We start from the raw sequence: 16,618 nt of genomic DNA, 5'->3' as shown, positions 1-16,618 counted from the left end.
AAATCATGGCTGTTCAGCAAAACAAAAAATCCCGTTCCAGACGTGACATGCGTCGCTCACACGATGCTTTGACTGGCCCAACCCTGTCAGTTGATGCAACCAGCGGCGAAAAACACTTGCGTCACCACATTACTGCAGACGGTTTCTACCGTGGCCGTAAAGTGATCGATACTGGCAGCAACGAGTAATCTCTGAGACCAGACAGCACCTTGTCTGCCAACATTCGTATAGCCGTTGATGCTATGAGCGGGGACTTAGGTCCCCGCGTTGTTATTTCGGCTGCACTGAAAGTTATTGCCTCTTTTGAGCGTCTTGAGTTGTTACTGGTTGGTGATAGTGCCCAGTTGGAACAACTTTTGAGCGGCTTTTCTGCACCTTTTATTTCCCGTCTTTCCATTCATCATGCGGCCGATGTGGTCACCATGAATGAAGATCCTCTGGTGGCATTGCGCCATAAAAAACAATCGTCCATGTGGTTGGCGCTGGAAATGGTGCGCGACGGCAAGGCTGACGCGTGTGTGAGTGCCGGTAATACGGGCGCTTTAATGGCGATAAGCAAGCATCTGTTAAAAACCTTTCCCGGTATTGAGCGGCCTGCCATTTGCAAATCCCTGCCGGTTATTTCCGGACGAACCTACATGCTGGACATGGGGGCAAATCTGGTGTGCTCGGCCGAACAGCTTGCTGAATTTGCGCTGATGGGTAGCATTCTCGCTCGCGCGACATTGACGGTTGATCCTCGTGTTTCGCTGCTGAATGTAGCGCGCGAAGAGGAAAAAGGTACCGCTGTGGTAAGGGCTGCGCAACATTTGCTCAAAGAAGATCCGCGTATCAATTACGCCGGTTTTCTGGAGGCAGACCAGTTGTTTCTCGGTCAATCCCAGGTCATTGTTTGTGATGGTTTTGCCGGCAACATTGCGCTGAAGGCCAGTGAAGGTGCTTCGCGATTTATTTCCAAAAAGCTGGAGCAGGCATTTCATGCCGGTTTCTGGCGCAAGCTGATGGCCTTTTGGTTGCGACCATTTTTCTATCGGCTGAAAGAAGAATTTGATCCTGCGCGGTTTAATGGCGCTATTTTTCTTGGCTTGCAAAAAACAGTTATAAAAAGTCATGGCGGTGCTGACGAATACGCCTTTGAGCAAGCTTTGCGAGTTGCTATTGAGCAAATTGATCAGCGTGTTGCCGAGAAAATTGGCGCACAACTGGCGCATCAATAAATTTACCCTTGTTTAACCTGAGAGATCTCTCCATGCAAAAAAATCTCGCCTTTGTTTTCCCCGGGCAGGGTTCCCAGAAGCCGGGCATGCTGGCTGAGCTGGCCAATCAATATCCTCTGGTACAACATTTATTTGCCGAAGCATCTGACGTTTTGGGTTACGACTTGTGGCAACTGGTGCAAACCGGTAGTCAGGAAGATATTAATCTCACCGAGCGCACCCAGCCTTTGTTGCTGACCGCCAGTGTTGCCGTGTGGCGAATTTGGAAAGAGCAGGGCGGCGTTACGCCAGCGCTGGTTTCAGGGCACAGCCTGGGTGAGTGGTCTGCGCTGGTGTGTTCCGATGTGCTGGCTTTTGCCGATGCGGTCAAGCTGGTGCAACACCGCGGACGTTACATGCAAGAAGCTGTGCCGGCCGGTCAGGGCGGTATGGCTGCGATTATCGGGCTGGATGATGATAAAATCCTTGCCGCTTGCGCCGAAGCTGCGCAAGGCGACGTGGTTTCTGCCGTGAATTTCAACTCTCCCGGCCAGGTGGTTATTGCCGGTGCAGCGGCTGCCGTTGAGCGCGCCAGTGCTTTGTGCAAAGAGGCGGGTGCCAAGCGCGCCTTGCCATTGCCAGTAAGTGCTCCGTTTCATACCTCATTGATGAAGCCCGCTGCCGAGCGCCTGCGATCACTTATTGATAGCACGCTGTTCAGCGCACCGACCATTCCCGTTATTCATAACGTAACGGCGGCTGTTGAAAGTGATCCGGCAGCTATCAAGTCGTTGATGATTGAGCAGATTTACAGTCCGGTTCGCTGGGTCGATTGCGTAAACGCCATCAGCGCTGCCGGGATAAATTTCACAGTGGAATGTGGCCCTGGTAAAGTTTTGTCAGGTTTGAACAAGCGGATCAACAAAGAGTTGACCACATTATCTATTGAAACACCGGAAGAGTTGCAGACGGTGTTGAGCACGGTTTTTTAAAGCAGGCATATATTATGAGTCTTGAGAATAAAGTGGCATTGGTCACAGGTGCCAGCCGCGGCATCGGTGCAGCCATCGCTGATCAGTTGGGCGCTGCGGGCGCTATCGTTATCGGTACCGCTACCAGTGAGTCCGGCGCAGCAAAAATTACCGAACGTCTGCAGGCGGCCGGTGTTCGCGGCGCAGGCAAAGTGTTGAATGTGACCGATCCTGCATCGGTTGCAGCGCTGCTTGCCAGCATCCAGGAAGAATTTGGTGCCCCGGCCATTCTGGTAAATAATGCCGGCATCACCAAAGACAACTTGTTGATGCGCATGAGCGAAGAAGAGTGGTTTGATGTAGTCAATACCAATTTGAGTGCGGTCTACCGTTTGAGCAAAGCGGTATTGCGTGGCATGATGAAAGCCCGCTGGGGTCGTATTATTAATATCAGCTCGGTTGTGGGTGCTATGGGTAATCCTGGCCAAAGCAACTATGCTGCTACCAAAGCCGGTGTGGCCGGTTTTGCCCGTTCGCTGGCAGCTGAAGTCGGTTCGCGGGGCATTACAGTAAACACGGTTGCGCCAGGTTTTATTGATACTGATATGACCAAGGTATTATCCGAGGAACAAAAGCACGGATTGTTGTCAAAGATTCCGCTTGGAAGATTGGGTAAGCCGGAAGAGATTGCTGCGGTTGTTGGCTTCCTTGCCAGCGAAGCAGGAGGCTATGTCAGCGGCGAAACTATCCATGTTAACGGCGGCATGTATATGTCCTGATGTGTTTAGTTCTTTGTTTTTTAAGGAAATTTTCTTAAAAAATGAAGAATTTTGTCTCTATGCATTACAACGTGGCGAAAATAGATGTAAAATGCGCGTCGATTTTGGCCGAAACATAATGAAGGAACCACCCTTCGTGGTTTCATAGAATGACGGTTTCGTCGATACCACCACTAGGAGTTAAAGAGCATCATGAGCAGCATTGAAGAACGTGTAAAAAAAATCGTTGCTGAGCAACTGGGTGTGAAAGAAGAAGAAGTTAAAAACGAAGCTTCTTTTGTTGAAGATCTGGGTGCGGATTCACTCGATACCGTTGAGCTGGTTATGGCTCTGGAAGAAGAGTTTGAAACTGAAATCCCAGACGAAGAAGCTGAGAAAATCACCACAGTTCAATTGGCTATCGATTACATCAACGCCAATCTGGCGTAATCTTCAAGCCAGCTGATTTCCAGTTTGCGAAAAGCCGTATTATTGAGAAATAATACGGCTTTTTATTTTCGGAATAATGAATTTAATAATAATTTCTGTGCATAACGGACTTATTTATTCAGCTTGCCGATCAGACGTCTGTATTCATTGTGTGTGCTATCTATAATCGCACCCGTCTTTTTTTACGCTTCGGGAGAGCCCTTACGTGTCGCGCAGAAGAGTTGTAATCACTGGTCTTGGTATGGTCAGTTCACTGGGTAATACTGTCGAAGAAACATGGCACGGTATTGTCAACGGCAAGAGTGGTGTGGCTCCTATCACGACATTCGATGTCTCTGCTTTTTCCACGCAATTCAGTGCATCAGTCAAAAATCTGGTTGTTGAAGATTATTTGCTGGCTAAAGAAGCGCGCAAAATGGATCCGTTTATCCAATACGGCATGGTGGCTGGTATTCAGGCTATCCGTGATGCCGGGCTGGAAGTGACCGATGCCAACCGTGGACGCATCGGTGTATCCATCGGCTCCGGTATTGGCGGCATTGGCAGTATCGAAGAAGGTGCTTTGGTTGTTGAGCATAAAGGGCCGCGACGCATATCTCCGTTTTTTGTGCCAAGTGCCATTATCAATATGATTTCCGGCAACCTGTCTATCATGCATGGTATACAGGGGCCAAACATCGCGCTGACCACGGCGTGTACCACAGGTACGCACAGCATTGGTTTTGCGGCGCGTATGATCCAATACGGTGATGCGGATGTGATGATTGCCGGTGGTGCCGAAATGGCTACCACCCCGGTCGGTCTGGGTGGTTTCGCTGCGGCCCGCGCACTGTCATCCCGCAATGACAACCCCGAAGCGGCCAGCCGCCCGTGGGATAAAGACCGCGATGGTTTTGTGCTGGGCGATGGCGCCGGTGTGCTGGTGCTGGAAGAGTACGAATATGCCAAGGCTCGCGGCGCGCGCATTTATGCCGAGCTGATCGGTTTTGGTATGAGCGGTGACGCTTACCACATGACTTCACCGCCAGAAGACGGTGCCGGTGCTGCGTCTTCCATGCGCAATGCCATTGTGGATGCCAATATTTCGCCAGAGCTGATTCACTATATCAACGCGCACGGTACTTCCACGCCGGCCGGTGACAAGGCTGAATGCCATGCGGTGAAAACGATTATGGGCAGCGCTATTGATCAGGTTGCGGTCAGTTCGACCAAGTCCATGATCGGCCATTTGCTGGGTGCTGCCGGTGCGGTAGAGGCCATCTTCAGTGTATTGGCTATTCGCGATCAGGTTGCTCCGCCAACCATCAATCTGGATAACCCGGATGAAGGCTGCGATATCAACCTGGTGCCGCATACCGCTCAGGAGCGTAAAATTGATGCCGTGCTGTCCAACTCTTTTGGTTTTGGTGGCACTAACGGATCATTGATTTTCCGCAAAATCTGAAGCGTTTAAAATCTGCTTCATGAATGTTAACGCCGGACTGGAGACAGACCGGCGTTTTTGTATAGACTCATGGCATGTCAAATTCCTATCCGCTCATCTCTGTTAACGGTGTTATCGGCCAGCAAATTTCTCCATTGGATCGGGGTTTTGCCTATGGCGATGGCCTGTTTGAAACCTGCCGCCTGACCCGGGGCGTAATTCCCCTGTGGGCGTTGCATAAAGCGCGGCTTCGCGCCGGTTGCGAGCGTTTGCGAATCCCTCTCGATGAAGCCCTGCTGGAGCACTATCTGGCAGCGCTGCTTTCAGCTGCTGCCCTTGCAGAAGGTATTTTCAAGGTAACCGTAACGCGCGGCGTTGGCGGGCGCGGCTATGGACTGCCTGCCGAGGTTTTTCCGACCTATTGCCTGGCGTTGTATGACACGGCTATTAACCTGGCGCATCAACAAGGTGTGGTTCTGAGAGTTTGCCAGCAGCGCCTTGCGCGCAATGCCAGCCTGGCGGGTATCAAACACCTCAATCGGCTCGAGCAAATTCTGGCGCGTACCGAGTGGCAGGATACGGCGATTGTTGATGGCTTACTGATGGATAAGAATGGTCATTTTATTGAATCTACCAGCAGCAATCTTTTTATTGTGCGAAAAGGCCAGTTGCTAACCCCGAATCTTTCGCGCTGTGGTGTGGCCGGTATTATGCGGCAGCTGATCACGGACGTGCTTGCTCCCGGTGCGGGTATTACCACAGAAATCGGCAGCGTCACTTTGTCGGATTTGCAATCGGCTGACGAAGTTTTTATTTGTAATGCGGTCAATGGTATCTGGCCGGTAGTGGAAATTCGCAGTGAGGCGAATCCGATGATCTTTTCTCAGGGAAATATAACCGCTGCACTGCAGCAAGCGCTTCGAGCATACTTTTCCGGAAAGGTGATTTGATGTTGTTTACAGGTTGGCTGCGCCGACATTATCGAAAAATTTTGCTGGCAATGTTCATTCTGCTGTTGTCGGCCGTTGCCAGCGTCTGGGCGGCATGGCGATACCTTAACAACTGGCTTGACCACCCGATGAATTTGCCGGAAGCCGGTCATTATTACCTGCTGACCCCCGGAAAAAGCCTCGGGCACATGGCCCGCGATTTATCTGCTGAAGGTATTCTCACGCATGCACAGTGGCTGGTCTATTTTGCCCGCTGGCAAGAGCAAACCCGGGTGCAAGCCGGTGAATACTGGTTGCCCTTTGCGCTGACTCCCCGGCAATTGCTGCAAAAATTGAATCAGGGTGATGTGGTTCTTCATCAGTTGACGCTGGTTGAGGGCTGGACGTTTCGCCAGGCGCTGCAAACGCTGCAGGCCCACGAAGCGGTTCAAGTAAAACTTCAGGATCTGAGCGATGATGACATCATGGCCATTCTGGATTTACCTATTGAGCACCCCGAAGGCTGGTTTTTTCCGGATACCTACACTTTTACCCGCGGTACCACCGATGTAGAGCTGCTGCGCCGTGCCTGGCAACACATGCAGCAAGTGCTGTTACCGCTGTGGGAAACGCGTCCGGATGGCTTGCCCTACAAAGACCCGTATGAGGTATTGATTATGGCGTCTATCATCGAGCGGGAAACCGGTGCATCCTGGGAGCGGGAAAAAGTGGCTGGCGTGTTTGTGCGCCGTTTGCAGCAAGGCATGCGTTTGCAAACTGACCCGACTGTTATCTACGGCATGGGCGAGCGCTTCCAGGGACGAATCACTCGCGCCGATTTGCAGGAATCCACCCCTTACAATACCTATGTAATTTCCGGCTTGCCGGTTACGCCTATCGCTTTGCCAGGGCGTGCGTCTATTGCGGCGGCACTTAACCCGGAGGAGGGCACCGCTTTGTACTTTGTGGCGAAAGGCGATGGCACTACGCAGTTTTCAGATACCCTGCAACAACACAACCAGGCGGTACGCCGCTATCAAATACAGCGTCGACAGGATTACCGGTCTACCCTGAAACCGGGGCAAACGCCCTGATATCGCCAGCCAATGGCTGGCGGTGGAAAAAAAGCAGCGAGTCGTTACAATAGCCCGTTTGCGCAATGCATTGTTACAACAGACCAGAGACCCCAACGGACCTAACGTAGTATGAGCGAACATTCGAACGCCACAGAAAACAGTGAAAACAAAAATGCCACCAAGCCGGCGCATTTCATCCAGCAATTGATTCGCAAGGATCTTGAGCAAGGGGTCCATCAGAAAATTGTTACCCGTTTCCCGCCGGAGCCGAATGGCTATTTGCACATCGGACACGCCAAATCCATTTGCCTGAACTTCGGTGTTGCCGACGAGTTTGGCGGTGTGTGCAACCTGCGTTTTGACGATACCAACCCGGAAAAAGAAAGCGAAGAATACGTTAACGCGATTCGACGCGATGTCGAGTGGCTGGGTTTTCGTTGGGATGGCGAGGTTCGCTATACCTCGGACTATTTTGACCAATTATACGCCTGGGCTGTTCACCTGATTGAACAAGGCAATGCGTATGTGTGCGATTTGACCCCGGACGAAGCGAGAAACTATCGCGGCACTCTCGTGGAAGCGGGCAAAAACAGCCCTTACCGCGATCGCAGTGTTGCCGAGAACCTGGCGTTGTTTGAAAAAATGCGCTCGGGCGAAATGGAAGAGGGCAGCTGCTCCTTGCGCGCCAAAATTGATATGTCGGCCCCCAATATGAATTTGCGGGATCCGATTATTTATCGCATTAAAAAAGCGCACCATCACCAGACTGGCGACAAGTGGAATATCTACCCTTCCTACGATTTTGCTCACGGGCAAAGCGATGCTATTGAAGGCATTACCCATTCCATTTGTACCCTGGAATTTGAAGATCACCGTCCGCTCTACGATTGGTTTATTCAGAACTTGCCGGTGCCCTCAACTCCGCATCAGTATGAATTTGCCCGTCTTAATATGAATTACACCGTAACCAGCAAGCGCAAGCTGAAGCAGCTGGTTGATGAAAATCATGTAGATGGTTGGGATGACCCGCGTATGCCGACTATTTCCGGTATGCGCCGCCGTGGTGTAACACCGGCTGCGCTGCGCGATTTTTGCGAGCGTATCGGTGTTACCCGTTCAGATGGTCTGGTTGACGTAGCCATGTATGAATTCTCGGTGCGCAATGATCTCGACAAAACCGCGCCGCGTGCGATGTGCGTCTTGCATCCGATCAAAGTGACGCTGACCAACGTTGACGAAGAACAGGTTGAGTACATGACCGCTGCTCGCCATCCGACTCTTGAGTCGCTGGGTGAGCGCAAATTGCCATTTACCCGCACCATTTATATTGAGCAGGACGACTTCCGCGAGGAAGCCAATAAGAAGTACAAGCGTCTGGTGTTGGGCAAGCGCGTTCGTTTACGTAATGCGTATGTGATTGAAGCCGACCTGGCAATTCGTGATGACGCCGGCAACATTACTGAAATTGTTGCGCACATTATTGAAGATACGCTGGGTAAAGACCCCGCCGATGGCATTAAACCCAAAGGCGTTATTCACTGGGTTTCTGCTACCGAAAACCTTGATTGTGAAGTTCGACTTTACGATCGGTTGTTCACCGATGAAGCGCCGGATGCCGGTGGCAAAAATTTCCTTGAAACGATTAACGCCGACAGCCTGGAAATTTTGCAGGGCTGTAAAGCAGAAATCAGTCTTGCCGAGGCGACCCTTGATGAGCGCTTTCAGTTTGAACGTCAGGGATATTTCTGTCTGGATAGCAAATATCACAGCAAGGAAAAACCGGTATTCAATCGCACTATCGGATTGCGTGATACCTGGGCAAAAATGGACGACGAATAATCGTCCGTTTTCGGTAATACACTGTTGTTGAAAACCGACATCGGATGCCACGGCATCCGATAATTTTTTAATCCTGCCTGCGTTGCTAAAGCCGGCCTGTCGATTGTGGAATTTTGTTAATGGCGCTGCACATATACAACACGCTCACCCGTCAAAAAGAGAAATTTGTTCCTTTGGTTCCCGGAAAAATTTCCATGTACGTTTGTGGCATTACCGTTTATGACTACTGTCATATTGGCCATGCCCGCGTGTTGGTGGCTTTCGATGTGATCACCCGTTTTTTGCGCAGCCAGGGGTGGGATGTCAATTACGTCAGAAACATTACCGACATCGACGACAAGATTATTAACAGAGCCAATGACAACGGTGAGCAATACACCGATCTGACGGCGCGCTTTATCCAGTACATGCATGAAGATGAGGCGCGCCTCGGTATTCAGCGACCGGATCAGGAACCGCGTGCTACGGCTTATATCGATAATATTCTCGATATGGTTGGCACCCTGGTCAATGGTGGTCACGCTTACCCGGCCGCCAACGGCGATGTCTACTACCGTGTTGGCAGCTTTGCTGACTACGGCAAGCTCACCAATAAAAATCCGGATGAACTATTGGCCGGTGCACGTATCGATATTGGTGAGTCCAAAGAAGATCCGCGCGATTTTGCTTTGTGGAAAGCGGTCAAGCCGGGTGAGGTTCACTGGGCGTCTCCCTGGGGTAATGGCCGCCCTGGCTGGCATATTGAATGTTCAGCGATGAGTAAATCCTGCTGCGGTACCACCTTTGACATTCATGGCGGCGGCCCGGATTTACCCTTTCCGCACCATGAAAATGAAATTGCGCAAAGTGAAGCGGCCAATGGTTGCAAGTATGTGAATTACTGGATGCATGCCGGTGCGGTGCGAGTGGATGGCGAAAAGATGTCCAAATCGCTGGGCAATTTTTTCACCATTCGTGACGTGCTTGAAAAATACCACCCGGAAGTGGTGCGCTTTTTATTGATCAGCAGCCATTACCGCAGCCCGATTAACTACGCAGAAGACAACCTGATCGAGGCGCGTACCGGCCTTGAGCGTTTTTATAGCGCCTTGCGGGATTACGTGGATGTTGCGCCTTTGTCGGGCGATGCGCTTACCGACAGCAGCTATTACAAGGCTTTCGTTGATGCCATGCTGGACGATTTCAACACCCGTGTGGCGTTGGCCGGCATGTACGATCTGGTGCGTGAACTGAATGCGACCAGTGATGTTGCCAAAGCGCGCCACCTGGCGGCTATTTTGAAGGCGCTGGGCGCTGTGATGGGTATTCTGGGCGACGACCCGCAAGCTTTCTTGCAGGCGGGCAGTGCGGACAGCATTACCGGTGAGGACGTTGAAGCGTTGATCGCCGAGCGTATTGATGCCAAGAAAACCCGCAATTTTGCCCGTGCTGATGAGATTCGCCAGTTGCTGACCGCACAAGGTATTGTATTGGAAGATACCAAAGAGGGAGCAACGCTCTGGCGCCGGGAGTAATTTCAGCTGTGCCATAAAGGCCTGTGCGTTTGTCAGCGGTCTGCGTTGCTAGAGGTACGGCAACTTTTTCTGATCACCCATAGTGGTGATCCCAATATTACAGGGGAAAGCCATGGCTCTCTTTCGAAAATTCAAACGCAGACGCGCAATAACAATACAGTTGATTGCCTGTCTGGCTTTTATTTTTCTGGCTATTTATGGCTGGGGCTTGCCGGTCAGAGAAGCGTTTTCTTATCTGGTGGCACTGATTATCGGTCTGGTTATTGTGATTGGATTGGCATTCGGTGGCGGCTATTTGTTGAACAAATTAATGAACCGCAGGGACTAACAAAAATGGATGTTTCGCTCTGGTATCGGGCGAAACATCTGTTTTTTTGTAACGTCTATTTTTAGCGTGGCAGTTTCAGAGCGGAAGTTTCAGAGCTCCTGCAAATTTCAGAGTTTCTGCAGGACTCAGAGTTTCCGCAGGTCTCAGATGTCCTGCAGAATAATTTCCAGTACCAGCTTGCTGCCGAAGTAGGCCAGCATCAGCATCGAAAACCCTACCAGAGTCCAGCGAATGGCCGTGTAACCGCGCCAACCCAGCGCATGTCTACCCCACAGCAGCACAGCATAAATACACCAGGCCAGTATTGAAAATACGGTTTTATGGGTGAGTCGCTGGGCAAGGATGTCATCCAGAAAAACAATACCGGTCAAAATCGACAGGGTGAGGATAATTTGCCCCGCCCACAACAATTCGAATAACAGCGACTCCATGGTTTGCAGCGGCGGCAGCAAGCGAATGATGCCTGCCGCCTGGCGGTGCTTCAGCTGATGATTCTGGTAGGCCAGCAACATGGCCTGAAGGGTGGCAATGGTCAGCAGGCTGTAGGCGAGAATAGACAGCAAAATATGGCTGGCGAGGGTAAAGCTCAACATGGTGTCCGGCTTGTCCGTATGGCCAATCATGGAGGCAGCTACGGAAAGGGCGGAAAGCGGGAACAGCATGATAAACAAATTGTGCAGCGGCTTTTTAATACTGCTCAATAACACGATCAGGTTAATTACCCAGAAGATCAATGACGAAACAGCAAAAAAGCCCAGCTGGAAGCCGTGTTGATGGATACTTAATCCGTAAACACCCACCCCGTGCACGATAAGAATTAATGGTGCCAGACCGAGCAGCAGATTACGCTCCGGTGTTTCCTGGCGCAGCACTTTGCGAAGCAGATAAACACTGGCTATCGCATACAAAAAGATGGCGATCAGGTTCGCGTATTGGGTTGCCATGGGGTTCCGTGTATCAGTGCCTTATCCGTCAAAAAAGGAGATTCGGCGTTACCTGGTTGAGAAAAAAATACCGGAGGGGAGTGTGTCACAGCCGCCGCCTAAAGAGAAGATGCATGCAGTTGATAATCGTTGCCGATTAAACGGTTATTCCTTGCGAGTGAATGCAGGTATAATCGCGAATTTAGTGTGCCCCACGCCGTGCGGGCGATTATTGTGAACGCTAGTAAGCCGGAATTCCTATGTTTGAAAATCTGACAGATCGCTTATCTCACACCCTACGGAGCATTACCGGAAAGGCTCGCCTGAGTGACGATAATATCAAGGATGCCTTGCGCGATGTTCGCAAAGCATTGCTGGAGGCCGACGTAGCCTTGCCTGTGGTAAAAACCTTTATTGATCAGGTTCGTAGCCAGGCGCTGGGGCAGCAGATTGCCAAGGCACTTAACCCGGGCCAGCAGTTTATCAAGATTGTTCAAAATGAACTGGTTTCGGTAATGGGCGCAGCCAACGAAAGCCTTGATCTGGCAGCACAGCCACCGGCCGTTGTTTTGATGGCAGGCTTGCAAGGGGCGGGTAAAACTACCTCCGTTGCCAAGCTGGCGCGCTTTCTGAAAGAGCGTGAAAAGAAAAAAGTCCTCGTGGTCAGTGCGGATATTTACCGCCCGGCCGCGATCAAGCAGTTGGAAACGCTGGCCACTGAAGTAGGTGTTGAATTTTTCCCCTCCAGCAGCGACCAGCAGCCGGTTGCCATTGCGCGTGGCGCCATTGATCATGCCAAACGTCAATTTTTTGATGTCGTTATCGTGGATACCGCAGGCCGTTTGCACATTGATAGCGACCTGATGAAAGAGATTCAGGACCTGCATCAGGCAATCAAGCCGGTAGAAACCCTGTTCGTGATTGATGCCATGATCGGCCAGGATGCGGTGAATACCGCCAAAGCCTTCAACGAAGCCTTGCCGCTGACCGGTATTATTCTTACCAAAGCAGACGGTGATGCCCGTGGTGGTGCGGCTTTGTCGGTGCGTCAGATCACCGGTAAGCCCATCAAATTTTTGGGCGTTGGCGAGAAAGTGGATGCCCTGGAACCCTTCCATCCGGATCGTATTGCCTCGCGTATTCTCGGTATGGGTGACGTGCTGTCGCTGATCGAGCAGGCCGAGCGCAGCATCGATAAGGAAAAAGCCGACAAGCTGGTTAAAAAGGTGGTTAAAGGGCAGCGCTTCAACCTTGAAGACCTGCGCGACCAGTTACAGCAAATGCAAAACATGGGTGGTTTGACCTCCATGCTCGACAAATTGCCTGGCATGGGCAATATGGCGCAGATGGCCCAGCAAGCCAATATGACCAAGCAATTCAAAACCATGGAAGCCATCATCAATTCCATGACACCGGAAGAGCGCCGCAACCCGGACGATTTGAACGGTTCAAGAAAGCGCCGTATTACTCAGGGTTCCGGAACCCAGATTCAGGATCTGAACCGTTTGCTCAAGCAGTACAAGCAAATGGCGAAAATGATGCAAAAGATGAAAGGCAACGGCATGGCGAAAATGATGCGCGGCATGGGCGGTATGCTGCCTCCCGGTGGCGGTTTGCCACCAGGCATGGGCCCGCGTTAATCCCTTCGATCGCAGCAACTCCATAGCGGGTTGCTGCGTTTTTTATCCGTGTTTTTAAAAGTCATTCTGCGTGTTTGCTGCGATCCCTTCTGATGTAACCACCTGTGCGTTTTCCTCCTCGAATTTCTGACATTTTTCGGACAACTTTTTCTTCCGTTATTCGCTACAGTGGCGCCTTTTATCGGCCAGCCGGTTTCCCCTCATGAAAAAGCTGTTGTCATCGCTGTTAATTGGCTGCCTTTCATTGGCCGCGCCAGCCTATGCCGCGCCTGCGGATTTTTCGTGGCAGCTCGGGTTGGGGTTGGGCATTAACCACAGTTACAACCTGATCCCTGAGTTTGACGATGAGCAGAATAAAAAGCCGCAACTGCAATTGTTGTTCGCGCTGGAATACAAAAACCTGTTTATGGAAACACCCGGCTTGCGAGCGGGCCGATTGGTGGACGATGCCACGCTGGGGTATCGACTTCAGCGCAATGACCTGCATGAATTTTCTCTGGTTCTGGCGAGCAACCACGAAGCTTTCGGGCCAACGGTGGGGGCAGCGGAAGGCATTCGCACCAGGGCGCTGGAGGGGCTGAATGATCGCGAAGACGATCTTTTGCTCGGTTTCCGCTATCAATACCAGGCAACCGACAAACAATTGCTAAGCCTGAATTGGGGGCGCGATTTGCGAACGCACCAAGGCAGTGTTGCCAGCGCGTTTTATGGTGTTCGCTTCGAAAAAAGTAACTGGGATATTTACTTGAACAGCGAGCTCAAGTGGTACAGCGCGTCGCTGGTGGATTATTACTACGGCGTTACGCCAGCGGAGAGTCGTGCTGGCCGCCCGGTTTACAGGGCGGATCAGGGGTGGCGCTGGCACAGCGGTGTAGTCGGTGTTTATCCGCTGAGCACACGCTGGATTTTTGAAACGGGCGTGGGTGGAAACTGGTATTCAAACAGTTTTTCCCGTAGCCCTCTCACCCGTGGCAATAAGGAGCTGGTGTCGTTTGGCCTGGTTCGTTATCTGTTTTAAGCGCGCCTGGCTGCTCGGGCTGGCCAGTGCGTTTTTATCATCCGTTGTTCATGCGCAAACGGCATTGACGCTATGGCCAACGACTTGTGTCACCTTGCAGGAAGGGCGGCAGTGTCATGCGCAGGTGCAAATACAGTGGCAGTTGCAGCAAGCGGAGGCGGTGTGCCTTTATCTTGATGAGCAGCTATTGCAGTGCTGGGCCGAGGCCTCCCGTGGGGAATGGCAGTGGTCGTTTGCCGACACCCGCACCCGGTTGCTGAGTTTGCGCAGGATGCTACCGGATGGCGTCCCGGCAGAAACGTTGGCGACGGGAAAGGTGGAAGTCAGCTGGGTGCAGGATACGCATAAAAAACGCTTGTGGCGGCGCTTTTGATCTGACAGTTACTGACATTTTGCTAACAACCTGACTAAATCATCCGGTCGTCGTGTTCACCACAATAACAGCATTATTCATATCGGAGACTAATGCTGTGAGTTACGCCAAACCCTTTGTTTTATCCCTGTTAGCCGTTGCGATAGCCTCGCATTCATCGGTGTTGCGCGCCCAACCAAAAAATACCGGGTCATCTTCTGCGGAGATAGAACAATTGCTGGTGAGAGGAGAGCGGGGGCGTTCGTCTGCCGAGGTCAGCTATGAGGCAGAAAAATTATTAAGTGTCGCCGGTCAAATGGGCGATCCGATACAAGCCATTTATACCTTGCCCGGCGTGGTCTACGACACGGCTGAGTCTGCACCGGCGGTGCGCGGTTCTTCACCGCGTGACAACCACTTTATGGTGGACGGACAGCGCACCGGCCCGTTGTTGAATCAGTTGTATGGCAGCGCGATTAATGGCGATTTGCTGCAGGATTTTACGTTATATCCCGCTGCGTTTGCCGCGCCTTACGGCAACGCTACCGGTGCTGTTTTTGATGTGCGTTTGCGTGATCCCCGTGATCAACCGATAGAAACGGTGGTAGACCTCAATATGTTGCGCACCTCCTTGCTCTTTGAGGGCGCGCTGAGTGAAACCCAGCGTTTTTATACGAGTTACCGGTTAAGCACCATGCAGTTTTTTTTGGAAGATGGCGAAGAACTGGACGATGGCGAACAAATCAATCGCCTGCCCACACTTCATGATTATCAGCTGCGCTATCAGTGGCAGCCGCATGAGCAGCACAAACTGACCCTCACAGTGCTGGGTGTCGATGAAGAGGCCGGGCTGCATTTGTCGGAGGCGTCCGAAGCCGGGCGTATTGATCCGGATGTGATCGGTGATGCTTTTATTAACAACCGCTGGCAAAGCCGACAGTTACGTTATGAAGCGATCGGGCAGCAGGAACAAACCTTTACCGCGTCTCTGCTCAGCCTGACGCAACGCGATCACGTGGGTTTTGGTAGCGAACAATTTTACCGCGTGCAGGAAGATATTTATGAAGTGCAGCTTGTCTGGCAGCAACCTGTAACGGAATGGTTGTCGTGGCAGGCGGGTGTGGAAGCTGGTCAGCGCGAAGCTGACTATCAGTACGATATGATTATGTATTACTGCACCGATCACCAGCAGGATTGTGAAGCCAATCGCGGTGAACGGGAGCAGGGCAGCGACAAGGTGAACAGGCCGTATCAGGCCGCCTGGCTGAGTACCACATGGCAAGTGATTCCCTCATTAACCTGGGAGATTGGCGGTCGCTATGACAAACAGGAATACAGCGATGAATCGCTGTTCGCGCCGCGCGCCCGTGTCAGCTGGTTTGTTACTCCAGGGCTTGAGTTGATCGCCAGTGCCGGTCGTCACCAGCAAATGGCTGAACTCGATAAATCCTTGCCGGAAACCGGTAACTCGTTATTGCAATCGCCAGGCTCGGATCATTACGCCGCCGGATTTCGTTACAGCCTGTTGGGTTGGAATCTCAAGCTGGAGGGCTACCGGAAAACCATGCGCCATTTGCCGCGCGCGCTTGATCCGCAGCAGGATGCCGAAAAGTTACGCTATGTCAGTGATGTCAAAGGCACCAGTCGAGGCATTGAATTGATGCTGGAAAAAGTGCGGGAGGACAGGTGGTCCGGTTGGCTTGCAGTGAGCTATTCACAATCGGAACGAACCGATCCGATAACGGAAAAATCCACCGCCTATCGGCTGGATACGCCGATTGTGGTGCAGGCAGTATTCAATTATGAATTGAGCAAGGCGTGGACCTTTGGTGCGGTGTTTACCGGTCGTTCCGGCAGTTTGTATTCGCCGATTGTCGGCGCAAAACAAAACCCCTGGCATCCGGATTATTTGTTGCCGGAGTACGGTGAGTTGAACAGCAAACGTTTGCCGTTCTATCACCGGTTGGATGTGGAATTCCGTCGTTCCGCCGAGTTGTTTAACCATCCGGTGGAATACACGATGGCGGTGAGAAATCTTTATAACCGTGAAAATGTCAGTGGCTATTACTTGCTGAACAACGACAGTGAGCAGGGCTACCGTATTAACACCGAAGACGATTTGGGCATCTTCCCTTATGTGGCAATGAAGCTGCGCTTTTAATGTTGACGTTATTGGCAGCGCGGGTATTTCATTCTGCCAG

General features: G+C 51.7%; 16 protein-coding genes. 15 read left to right on the top strand and 1 reads right to left on the bottom strand.

The features are described from left to right. Positions 1-5: 5 nt before the first annotated feature. From rpmF to C4F51_RS10915, 11 genes are all read left to right on the top strand, one after another. Positions 6-188 carry a 50S ribosomal protein L32 gene (rpmF, locus tag C4F51_RS10965; protein ID WP_193909742.1) on the top strand — a complete coding sequence of 61 codons (183 nt, stop codon included), beginning with the start codon at positions 6-8 and terminating at the stop codon, positions 186-188. 21 nt (positions 189-209) lie between these two features. After that, positions 210-1,217 (top strand): phosphate acyltransferase PlsX, encoded by a 1,008-nt coding sequence (plsX, locus tag C4F51_RS10960; protein WP_193909741.1) that lies wholly within the window; start codon positions 210-212, stop codon positions 1,215-1,217. Between the two features lie 32 nt (positions 1,218-1,249). After that, complete coding sequence (gene fabD / locus C4F51_RS10955) at positions 1,250-2,188, top strand: ACP S-malonyltransferase (RefSeq protein ID WP_193909739.1); 939 nt, start codon at positions 1,250-1,252, stop codon at positions 2,186-2,188. A 14-nt stretch (positions 2,189-2,202) separates the two neighbouring features. Then, a complete protein-coding gene (gene fabG, locus C4F51_RS10950) occupies positions 2,203-2,946 on the top strand; it encodes a 3-oxoacyl-ACP reductase FabG (RefSeq protein ID WP_193909737.1) in 744 nt (247 codons plus the stop codon). Positions 2,947-3,138: 192 nt separating this feature from the next. Beyond that, entirely contained in the window at positions 3,139-3,375 is a 237-nt protein-coding gene (acpP, locus tag C4F51_RS10945) for an acyl carrier protein (RefSeq protein ID WP_012487300.1), read from the top strand. Positions 3,376-3,580: 205 nt separating this feature from the next. After that, entirely contained in the window at positions 3,581-4,819 is a 1,239-nt protein-coding gene (fabF, locus tag C4F51_RS10940) for a beta-ketoacyl-ACP synthase II (protein ID WP_193909735.1), read from the top strand. Between the two features lie 74 nt (positions 4,820-4,893). Beyond that, complete coding sequence (gene pabC / locus C4F51_RS10935) at positions 4,894-5,748, top strand: aminodeoxychorismate lyase (protein WP_193909733.1); 855 nt, start codon at positions 4,894-4,896, stop codon at positions 5,746-5,748. Beyond that, the gene (gene mltG, locus C4F51_RS10930) at positions 5,748-6,821 is read left to right on the top strand and encodes an endolytic transglycosylase MltG (protein ID WP_193909731.1); all 1,074 of its coding nucleotides are present in this window, start codon (positions 5,748-5,750) and stop codon (positions 6,819-6,821) included. The genes pabC and mltG overlap by 1 nt, the downstream gene beginning before the upstream one ends. A 111-nt stretch (positions 6,822-6,932) precedes the next feature. Next, the gene (locus tag C4F51_RS10925) at positions 6,933-8,642 is read left to right on the top strand and encodes a glutamine--tRNA ligase/YqeY domain fusion protein (RefSeq protein WP_193909729.1); all 1,710 of its coding nucleotides are present in this window, start codon (positions 6,933-6,935) and stop codon (positions 8,640-8,642) included. Positions 8,643-8,761: 119 nt separating this feature from the next. After that, positions 8,762-10,156, top strand: a complete 1,395-nt coding sequence (gene cysS / locus C4F51_RS10920) for a cysteine--tRNA ligase (protein ID WP_193909727.1) — start codon at positions 8,762-8,764, stop codon at positions 10,154-10,156. 112 nt (positions 10,157-10,268) lie between these two features. Further along, positions 10,269-10,484, top strand: coding sequence for a hypothetical protein (locus tag C4F51_RS10915; RefSeq protein ID WP_193909725.1), 216 nt, complete (start codon positions 10,269-10,271; stop codon positions 10,482-10,484). Positions 10,485-10,627: 143 nt separating this feature from the next. Here C4F51_RS10915 and C4F51_RS10910 read toward each other — a convergent pair whose 3' ends face one another. Beyond that, positions 10,628-11,428 carry a cytochrome C assembly family protein gene (locus tag C4F51_RS10910; RefSeq protein ID WP_193909723.1) on the bottom strand — a complete coding sequence of 267 codons (801 nt, stop codon included), beginning with the start codon at positions 11,426-11,428 and terminating at the stop codon, positions 10,628-10,630. Positions 11,429-11,667: 239 nt separating this feature from the next. Between C4F51_RS10910 and ffh the strand changes: the two genes are divergently transcribed. The 4 genes from ffh to C4F51_RS10890 all read left to right on the top strand — a co-directional run bounded on the left by ffh (position 11,668) and on the right by C4F51_RS10890 (position 16,578). Continuing rightward, a complete protein-coding gene (ffh, locus tag C4F51_RS10905; RefSeq protein ID WP_193909721.1) occupies positions 11,668-13,047 on the top strand; it encodes a signal recognition particle protein in 1,380 nt (459 codons plus the stop codon). 202 nt (positions 13,048-13,249) lie between these two features. After that, a complete protein-coding gene (locus C4F51_RS10900) occupies positions 13,250-14,065 on the top strand; it encodes a MipA/OmpV family protein (RefSeq protein WP_193909720.1) in 816 nt (271 codons plus the stop codon). After that, positions 14,040-14,438 (top strand): DUF3019 domain-containing protein, encoded by a 399-nt coding sequence (locus C4F51_RS10895; RefSeq protein ID WP_193909718.1) that lies wholly within the window; start codon positions 14,040-14,042, stop codon positions 14,436-14,438. Before C4F51_RS10900 ends, C4F51_RS10895 begins: the two co-directional genes overlap by 26 nt. A gap of 97 nt (positions 14,439-14,535) precedes the next feature. After that, a complete protein-coding gene (locus C4F51_RS10890) occupies positions 14,536-16,578 on the top strand; it encodes a TonB-dependent receptor plug domain-containing protein (protein WP_193909717.1) in 2,043 nt (680 codons plus the stop codon). Positions 16,579-16,618 lie beyond the last annotated feature (40 nt).

It is taken from the genome of Cellvibrio polysaccharolyticus (assembly GCF_015182315.1).
Classification (GTDB): domain Bacteria; phylum Pseudomonadota; class Gammaproteobacteria; order Pseudomonadales; family Cellvibrionaceae; genus Cellvibrio; species Cellvibrio polysaccharolyticus.
This window is presented reverse-complemented; position numbering and strand designations above follow the sequence as displayed.

What these genes read in the sequence shown, in the direction of transcription:
- fabD (WP_193909739.1), top strand. Translation starts at nt 1,250, where the DNA reads ATGCAAAAAAATCTCGCCTTTGTTTTCCCCGGGCAGGGTTCCCAGAAG.
- cysS (WP_193909727.1), top strand. Translation starts at nt 8,762, where the DNA reads ATGGCGCTGCACATATACAACACGCTCACCCGTCAAAAAGAGAAATTT.
- C4F51_RS10910 (WP_193909723.1), bottom strand. Translation starts at nt 11,428, where the DNA reads ATGGCAACCCAATACGCGAACCTGATCGCCATCTTTTTGTATGCGATA.
- mltG (WP_193909731.1), top strand. Translation starts at nt 5,748, where the DNA reads ATGTTGTTTACAGGTTGGCTGCGCCGACATTATCGAAAAATTTTGCTG.
- ffh (WP_193909721.1), top strand. Translation starts at nt 11,668, where the DNA reads ATGTTTGAAAATCTGACAGATCGCTTATCTCACACCCTACGGAGCATT.
- acpP (WP_012487300.1), top strand. Translation starts at nt 3,139, where the DNA reads ATGAGCAGCATTGAAGAACGTGTAAAAAAAATCGTTGCTGAGCAACTG.
- C4F51_RS10925 (WP_193909729.1), top strand. Translation starts at nt 6,933, where the DNA reads ATGAGCGAACATTCGAACGCCACAGAAAACAGTGAAAACAAAAATGCC.
- fabG (WP_193909737.1), top strand. Translation starts at nt 2,203, where the DNA reads ATGAGTCTTGAGAATAAAGTGGCATTGGTCACAGGTGCCAGCCGCGGC.
- C4F51_RS10915 (WP_193909725.1), top strand. Translation starts at nt 10,269, where the DNA reads ATGGCTCTCTTTCGAAAATTCAAACGCAGACGCGCAATAACAATACAG.
- rpmF (WP_193909742.1), top strand. Translation starts at nt 6, where the DNA reads ATGGCTGTTCAGCAAAACAAAAAATCCCGTTCCAGACGTGACATGCGT.
- pabC (WP_193909733.1), top strand. Translation starts at nt 4,894, where the DNA reads ATGTCAAATTCCTATCCGCTCATCTCTGTTAACGGTGTTATCGGCCAG.
- C4F51_RS10900 (WP_193909720.1), top strand. Translation starts at nt 13,250, where the DNA reads ATGAAAAAGCTGTTGTCATCGCTGTTAATTGGCTGCCTTTCATTGGCC.